5 protein-coding genes are annotated in these 8,669 nt (G+C 27.5%); 4 read left to right on the forward strand and 1 reads right to left on the reverse strand.

The window, feature by feature from the left end; genetic code table 11:
- The first annotated feature begins 56 nt into the window (after positions 1-56).
- The 4 genes from RI76_RS01575 (at position 57) to uvrB (ending at position 7,747) form a co-directional block, all read left to right on the forward strand.
- Positions 57-860, forward strand: a complete 804-nt coding sequence (locus RI76_RS01575) for a Bax inhibitor-1/YccA family membrane protein (protein ID WP_026072045.1) — start codon at positions 57-59, stop codon at positions 858-860.
- Positions 861-1,162: 302 nt separating this feature from the next.
- Positions 1,163-2,905: an excinuclease ABC subunit UvrC gene (uvrC, locus tag RI76_RS01580; RefSeq protein ID WP_017192387.1), complete on the forward strand. Its 1,743-nt coding sequence runs from the start codon at positions 1,163-1,165 to the stop codon at positions 2,903-2,905.
- Between the two features lie 47 nt (positions 2,906-2,952).
- The gene (gene uvrA, locus RI76_RS01585) at positions 2,953-5,766 is read left to right on the forward strand and encodes an excinuclease ABC subunit UvrA (protein WP_017192388.1); all 2,814 of its coding nucleotides are present in this window, start codon (positions 2,953-2,955) and stop codon (positions 5,764-5,766) included.
- A gap of 19 nt (positions 5,767-5,785) precedes the next feature.
- The gene (gene uvrB / locus RI76_RS01590; RefSeq protein ID WP_017192389.1) at positions 5,786-7,747 is read left to right on the forward strand and encodes an excinuclease ABC subunit UvrB; all 1,962 of its coding nucleotides are present in this window, start codon (positions 5,786-5,788) and stop codon (positions 7,745-7,747) included.
- A 411-nt stretch (positions 7,748-8,158) separates the two neighbouring features.
- On the opposite strand, the gene RI76_RS01595 is transcribed toward uvrB, so the two are convergent.
- Positions 8,159-8,350: a hypothetical protein gene (locus RI76_RS01595; protein ID WP_017192391.1), complete on the reverse strand. Its 192-nt coding sequence runs from the start codon at positions 8,348-8,350 to the stop codon at positions 8,159-8,161.
- Between the last annotated feature and the right edge of the window lie 319 nt (positions 8,351-8,669).

Here is an 8,669-nt window from a genome sequence, read left to right on the forward strand (position 1 = left end):
ATATATATATAATTCATGATAAATTTAATGAAAATTTAAAAAGAGGTAATTTTCCCATGCAACAAAAAGAAAATGTTGTTTTTAGACAAATAAGAGAACAAGCCCTTGCAACTAATCAAGTTAGAACTCTTGAAACTGCAACTAAAAAAGGTGTTGCTACCAAAACAATGATATTATTGTTAACGGTTTTGGTATCAGGTATATTGCATTTTTCCTTAATTTCCCTTATAGCTGCAGGCGATAAAAGTGTGAAGGCTATTTTATTATACTCTTCTATCGGAGTTGCTTCCATGTTAGGTTTTGTATCTATTATGGTTAGTATTTTTGCTGGCAAAATGAATCAAAAACCTTTCGCTATTATGTATGCCATTTCTGAAGGTATATTGATTAGTGGTGTTTTTGGTTCGATATCAGTATTAACTGGCGCTTATAGTGCGATTGTTTCAATATTAGCTATTTCAGTTATTGGCACTTTGGTTGTTTTCTTGATTATGCATTTTTTATATTATCAAGAAATTTTAAAAGTTAATAATAAATTTAGAATTTCTAGTTTAGTTAGTTTTATAGTTATTCTCGCTTTTTTAACGATTAACATGCTTGTAAGCTTCATTAGTGGTAAAAATTATTTAAGCGGTTATTGGTCTCAATTAGCTATTAGTGGAGTATTATTAGTTTTAGGTTCTGCTTTCTTAGCGATAGATTTTGATAATGCTGAACAAATAATGACATTTGATATTTCTAAAAAATATGAATGGTCTTTAGCTTTCGCTTTCTTAACGACTTTAATATTCATTTTTGAACAAATAGCGAGAATTTTAATTCTTACAATGTTAGAAAAAAAGAATAATGAAATCATTTAAATTTCATACCCATAATAAGATTATAATTTCGTTTTGAAATTATTTCGTTGAATTAACAAGACCAATGAGAGATAGAATCAAACAGAAAAGAAACCAGTTCTTTTCTGTTTGATCATTTATAAAAGTCATTCCCAAACGATGTGATTAATAAGTTTTTAGGATAAATTAATAATCTTAATAACTTATTAATCACATCTTATTTTTTTACTTATAACCTTCATAAAATTTATTTATAGGGAAAAATCATATCAAAACTTTTTAATATTTTTTTGTCAAAAAATTCAAAAATTTATGGTGTAAAGATGTTATCAGACAAAATTAAAAATTTACCTAATGAACCAGGATGTTATCTGTTTCAGAACAAAAAACAAGAAGTGATTTATGTAGGTAAAGCTAAAAATTTAAAAAACCGGGTAAAAAGTTATTTTACCGGCTCTCATAATAAAAAAACCGGTGTTTTAGTTTTAGAAATTGTTGATTTTTCTTATATTTTAACTAATAATGAATTAGAAGCATTAATTTTAGAAGCTAATTTAATCAAAAGCTATTCGCCTAAATATAATTTTAAATTAATGGACGATAAAACTTATCCTTATATTGAAATTACTAACGAAAAACATCCTCGCTTGATTATATCTAGGTATAAAAATATTCCTCCAGGGAAAAGGTTATTTGGACCTTATCCTAATTCAGAAAGTTTAAAAGAAACAGTTAAGTTATTGCATAAAATTTACCCTTTAAGAAGATGCCAACCTATAGGCAAAAAACCTTGTTTTTATTATCATATTAACCAATGTTTAGGGCCTTGCGCTCAAAAAGAAGTAGATTATCAATCTAACATTAATTTAATAGTTAAATTTTTAGAAGGCAACGATAAAGAAATTTTTAAACAAATAAAAAAGTCTATGGAAGAAGCTAGTTCTAAATTGGAATTTGAAAAAGCTATCGAATATAAGAATCTTTTGTTTAATTTAAATAAAATAGTGGAAAAACAATTTATCAATGATAATAAATTAAAAAGTTGCGACATCGTTGCTTTTTATTATAATGAAGATGATATATCTTTATATATTTTAAGAATGCATCGTGGCAATGTTTTTGATAACCATCAAATAGTGTTTAATTATGTAGGCGATGTGGTTGAAAATATAGTAACTTATTTATATTTATATTATCAAGAACAAATCATTCCCGAAGAAATTATTTTAGGCAAAGAAATGGCGTTGGATAAACCTAATATTCAAAACATTTTAAAAGCTAAAATTCGTATTGTTTCGAAAAAAAATCAAGGAGATTTATACGCTTTATCTTTAAAAAACGCTAAAGAAAATTTATTAAAATACAATTTAGTCCATAAATCTAAATTTGAAATTATGCAAGAATCATTAGATGAATTATCCCATATTTTTGGCAAAAAAATTGATTATATTGAAGCTTTTGATAATTCGCAATTATTCGGCCAATCTTTTGTGACTGCTATGATAGTGTTTAAAGAATTAAAATTTAATAAAAAATTTTATCGTAAATTTACGGTAGAAAAAGAATATCAAAACGAATATGACGCTTTTTATCATGTTTTAATTAGACATTGTCAAAGGTTTTTACAAATGAGTGTGCAAATGCCGGATTTGATTTTAGCAGATGGTGGAAAAATTCAATTTAACGCTTGTAAACAAGCCCTAGATTACTTAAATTTAGATATTAAACTAGGAGCTTTGAAAAAAAATAATAAACATCAACTAACTGAATTACTTTTAGAAGATAAAACCATCATTTTAGATAAAAATAGTAATTTATATCGTTTTTTATTAAGAATAAGTGATGAAGTACACCGTTTTACTCTTAATTTTCATCTTCAATTAAAAAAAAAGGAAGATAAAAATAGTTTGTTAACCGATATAAAAGGTTTAGGTGCGAAAAGATATCAAATTTTATTAAAACATTTTAAAAATATTAAAGACATTCAAAACGCTTCTTGTCAAGATTTTCAAAAATTAAATATTCCTTGTAGTTTTTTAGAAAAAATAAAAAAGAAATATTCTTAAATTTGAAAAAATATTTTTCTCAAATAGAAAGGCTTTAAACTATATTTATGTCTAATAATAATACAATCATTAAAATTAGAGGCGCCCGCGTGCATAACCTTAAAAATATTAATTTAGATATTCCTAAATTTAAATTTATCGTTATTACCGGTGTTTCTGGTTCAGGCAAATCATCTTTAGCTTTTGATACTTTATATCAAGAAGGTAAAAGAAGGTATATGGAATCTTTAAGTCTGTATTCTCGTCAATTTTTAGGTAATTTTGAAAAACCGGATGTGGATCAAATTGAAGGATTAAGTCCAGCTATTAGTATTGATCAAAAAACTATTTCTCACAATCCTCGTTCCACTGTCGGCACTATTACAGAAATTTATGATTATTTAAGAGTTATTTACACTCATATTTCCGTCCCTTATAACCCTCATACTGATAAACCTATTCAAATTCAAACTAACGAACAAATTGTTCAACAGATTGCACAATTGGAATTGGATAGTAAAATCGTGATAATGGCTCCTATAGTGGAACAAAAAAAAGGTAATCACCAAAAACTTTTTAAACGTTTAATTAAAGATGGTTTTACTAGAGTGATGGTAGATCAAAAAATCCTTTCTTTGGATGAAATTCCTCTTTTGAATCAAAACGAAAAACATGATATTAATGTTATTATTGATCGTTTAAAAATACAAGATAAGATAGAAAGTAGATTAAACGAATCTTTAGATTTATCTTTAGCTTTAGTCAAAGAAAAAGTCTTTGTTTGGTTAAATGATCAAGAAATGTTAAAATTTCATCTTAATTATAGCAACGATAATCTTGATTTTACCATCCCAGAAAGAAATATGAGATTATTTTCTTTTAACTCTTCTTTAGGCGCTTGTGAAACTTGTAAAGGTTTAGGGATTAGAAATAAATTTGACCAAACACTTTTATTTGCTTTTAATAAGTCTCTGAATCAAGGTGGTTTCATTCTTTATCAACAACACCGAGATTTTTACAATAAAATGCAAGATTTAGAACAATTTTGTGCTTACCATCAAATTGATATGAATATTCCTTTAAACAATTTAGAACCTGAATTATTAGACATCTTATTGTACGGCAAAGCTAATCTTAACAATAACCAACACGAACAACCTGAAATGAAAATGGGTGTTATTACTATTTTAGAATATTATTATGATAAATTATCTCAAAACGAAAACGTGATGAGTTGGTTTAAAAAATTTTTGATTGAAGAAACTTGTTCTCGTTGTTTAGGAGCGAGAATTAATAAAGCTGCTTTAACTTTCAAAATTAATCATAAAAACATTTATGAATTGACGCAAATGTCGATTGAAGAATTAGCTCGTTTTATCGATCATCTAGAATTATCACCAGAAGAAAAAAAAATTACGGCTTTACCATTGGAAGAAATTTCTCAAAGATTATCTTTTTTGCAAGACATCGGTTTGAGTTATTTAATTTTAGAACGCAAAAGCAGTACTTTATCAGGTGGAGAATCACAAAGAATCCGTTTAGCTACTCAAATTGGTTCTAAATTATCAGGTGTTTTATATGTTTTAGACGAACCTTCCATTGGTTTGCATCAAAAAGATAATGATAATTTAATTGCTGCTTTGAAAAAAATGACCGCTTTAGGTAATACTCTTGTAGTGGTAGAACATGATAAAGATACGATGTTAGCCTCTGATTATTTAATTGATATTGGTCCTTTAGCGGGTCGTTATGGCGGAGAGGTAGTTGCTTTCGGCACTCCTTCTGAAGTGATGGCGAATCCAAACAGTTTAACGGGTCAATATTTGTCCAACCAAAAAGAAATCGCTTATCCGCAACAAAGACGCACCATTAATCCTCAACAAGTGGTTCATGTGAAAAATGCTTCTGAAAATAATTTAAAAAAGATTAACGTTGTTTTTCCTTTAGGTGTTTTTAACGTTGTGACAGGAGTTTCGGGGTCCGGAAAATCCACTTTAGTGAATAACGTTTTATTGAAAAATTTAAAAAATAAAAAAAAGCGTTTGTTAAAAGATGAAAACAATGTTAATATGGTAGATGATCAAGGATATATTCGTAGAATAGTGGAAATTTCTCAATCTCCTATTGGTAAAACTCCAAGAAGTAATCCGGCTACTTATACGGGTCTTTTTGATAAAATAAGAGAATTATACGCTCAAACCAATGAAGCCAAAATTAGAGGATATCAAAAAGGACGTTTTTCCTTTAATGTTAAAGGAGGACGTTGCGAACGTTGTTATGGCGATGGGATTAGAAGAATTTCAATGAATTTCTTACCTGATGTTTTTGTTATATGTGATGAATGTCATGGAAGTCGCTTCAGAAAAGACACTTTAACTATTAAATATAAAGGAAAAAATATCGCTGATGTGTTAAATATGACAGTTGATGAAGCTTTAGTCTTTTTCGATAACCATAAAAGAATCAAAGAACATATCCAATTTTTAAAAGATGTTGGTTTAGGTTATTTGCAATTAGGGCAAAGTGCCACTACTCTTTCTGGAGGAGAAGCTCAAAGAATTAAACTGGCTAGTGAGTTATATAAACAAATTACTCCGGATACTTTATATATTTTAGATGAACCAACCACGGGTCTACATTTTGAAGACATTAAACAATTAATCCAAGTTATACACCGTATTACAGATAAAAAAGCGACTTTAGTGGTGATTGAACATAATTTAGATGTCATTAAAAATGCTGATTATGTAATAGATTTAGGGCCTGGCGGGGGAGTTCATGGAGGACATATAGTGGCTCAAGGAACACCAGAAGAAGTGAGCCAGAATGCTCAGAGTTATACGGGATATTATTTAAAGCAAATCTTAAAGATAAAATCATAGATAATAAAGGTAAAGGAAAATGGCTTTTAAATTAAAAACTTTATATAAACCTAGCGGAGACCAACCTAAAGCTATTGAACAATTATTATCTAATTTAGATAAAGGTCATAAAGAGCAGATTGTGATTGGTGCCACAGGGACAGGCAAAACTTTTACTATATCTAATATTATCCATAAATTAAATAAAAAAACTTTAATTATAGTTCATAATAAAACCTTAGCTGGACAATTATTTCACGAATTAAAAACCTTGTTTCCTGATAATAAAGTAGAATATTTTATTTCGTATTTTGATTATTATCAACCAGAAGCTTATGTAGTCCGTCATGATACTTATATTGAAAAAGATTCTTTAATTAATGATGAAATAGATAAAATGCGTCATAGAGCTATTAATTCTTTAATCAATCATGATGATGTAATCGTGGTTTCCTCTGTTTCTTGTATTTATGGTGTGGGTGATATTGAGAATTACAAAAAATCTATTCTTTATTTAGAAAAGGGGATGAAATATATTTTAAAAGAATTGGTTAATCAATTAGTCGGTTTGAATTACCAAAGAAATGATTACTCTTTTAAAAGAGGTACTTTTAGGTTGAGAGGAGATACGATAGATATCATTCCTTCTTCTGATACCACACAAGGGGTAAGAATTATTTTTTGGGATGATGAAATTGAAGAAATTAAATTGTTTAACACTGTTGATGGTGTTATTTTAGCTAATTTAGAAGATATCACTATTTTTCCCACTTCTCTTTATGCTACTGATAAAGAGAAATTAGAAGAATCTATTTTGCGCATTCAACAAGAATTAAATGAACAAATAATTTTTTTTAAAGATAAAAACCAACTAGTAGAAGCTCAAAAAATAGAAATGAAAACTAAATACGATTTAGAAATGTTGCAAGAATTAGGTTATTGTAATGGCATTGAAAATTATTCCAGACATTTATCTTTGAAAGCAGCAGGCGAAACGCCAACCACTTTGATTGATTATTTTGGAGATAATTTTTTAACTATTATTGATGAATCTCACGTGACCGTTTCTCAAATCAGAGGAATGTATGCAGGCGATTTTTCAAGAAAAAATAATTTAGTTCAATATGGTTTCCGTTTACCGAGCGCTTTAGATAACAGACCACTTAGATTTTCTGAATTTGAAAAAAAAATGGATAAAATAATTTATTTATCAGCTACTCCGGGCGATTATGAATTAAATAAAAATTTACCTATTGTGGAACAAATTATTCGTCCTACTTTTGTACTAGATCCTATTATTGAAGTTCGTCCTACTAAAAATCAAATTGAAAATTTATATTTTGAAATTAAACAAAGAGCAGAAAAGAATGAAAGAATTTTAGTGTCCACTATCACTATTAAGATGAGCGAAGATTTAACTAGTTATTTAAAAGATTTGGGCATCAAAGTGGCTTATTTACATAGCGAAATTAAATCTTTAGAAAGATTAGTTATTTTAGAAGATTTAATGATCGGCACTTATGATTGTTTAATTGGAGTTAATTTATTAAGAGAAGGGTTGGATTTGCCATTAGTTTCGTTAGTGGCTATTTTAGACGCTGATAAACAAGGTTTTTTAAGAAATAAAAGAAGCCTTATTCAAACTATTGGCAGAGCGGCACGTAATATTAACGGTAAAGCCATTCTTTATGGCGATGTTATTACTGACGCTATGCAAGAAGCGATAGAAGAAACGCAACGTCGTAGAACTCTTCAAGAGGAATATAACCGTGTTCATAATGTTAAACCGACTCCTATTATTAAAACTATTGTAAAAAAAACTATTATGGAAAAACAAAAAGCTCAAAAAGAAGAAGCCTCTTTATTAGCTTCTAGCAAAAACCAAAAAAATAAGCCAGATTTAAAACAACTACAAAAGTCAATGAAAGAAGCAGCTAAACAGTTAAATTTTGAACAAGCTGTTATTTATAGAGATTTAATCAAAAACATTAAAAAATCTTAATCTTTATAACGTAAAACAAAAAGATCCTAAGAGGATCTTTTTTATTTGGAGCAATTATTTATTTTTGTTAGAGATATATTTAGTTTGGAAAGTTAAAATCTATATTTCTCTTTTTTGTTAATTCTGCTAATAATTCTTTTTGATTGATAAAATATTGTTTTTTAGGTATAAATGTCTAAATCATAGGTATTAAAATTATTTTTCTTTGATGATTTCTACATCTTTTTGATAAGCTTCTTTTTTAAGTTGTTCTATATATTCTTTTTGTTGAGTTAATAAATATCTGAATGTTTTAAGTTTCAAATCTTTCGCTGTGATATTTTCTTAATTCTTTTATTTTTTCAACTTTTTGTTTTAAAGTGAACTCGTTCATTTTCTTTTGAATATAGTCGCACCCTCACTCATTCTGTTTCAAAAAACAACTATTCCCCATAAGTCATAATATTTAGAGAATAAAGCAATTATCGCGTGTTCCGCTTCATGCTGTTTGGAAGTAAATCTTTGCATAATAGGATTATGAACAGGTTTTACCAACTCTTCAATAGAAAAAAGGTCAAAATTATCAACAATATGTTGGATATTTTTTAAAATATAATTACCCAAAAAATCCTCTTTTTAATCCTTTTTTAATTAAATGATCTTTTAATTTTGCAAATTATTCTTTATTATAAAAACCTTGTTGATTCGTTAATTGAGTCAATTTAATGCGATATTTTTCTAAAAGATCTAAACATTTACAAGAATTTTAATAACAATCGTTCTCACTAAGATTTTTTATATAATTTTGTTAAATTGTATATTTACCATCTTATATAAAAAAATCTCTTAAATAAAAGACTTTCCCCTTCAAAAAAAAGATCTTGCCTTGAAAACAAAAATCTTAGTTAAAGAAATATTAATTATTAAAAAAAATAAAAAAGTT

It is taken from the genome of Milkweed yellows phytoplasma str. MW1, from assembly GCF_000309485.1.
Taxonomy (GTDB): Bacteria; Bacillota_I; Bacilli_A; order Acholeplasmatales; family Acholeplasmataceae; genus Phytoplasma.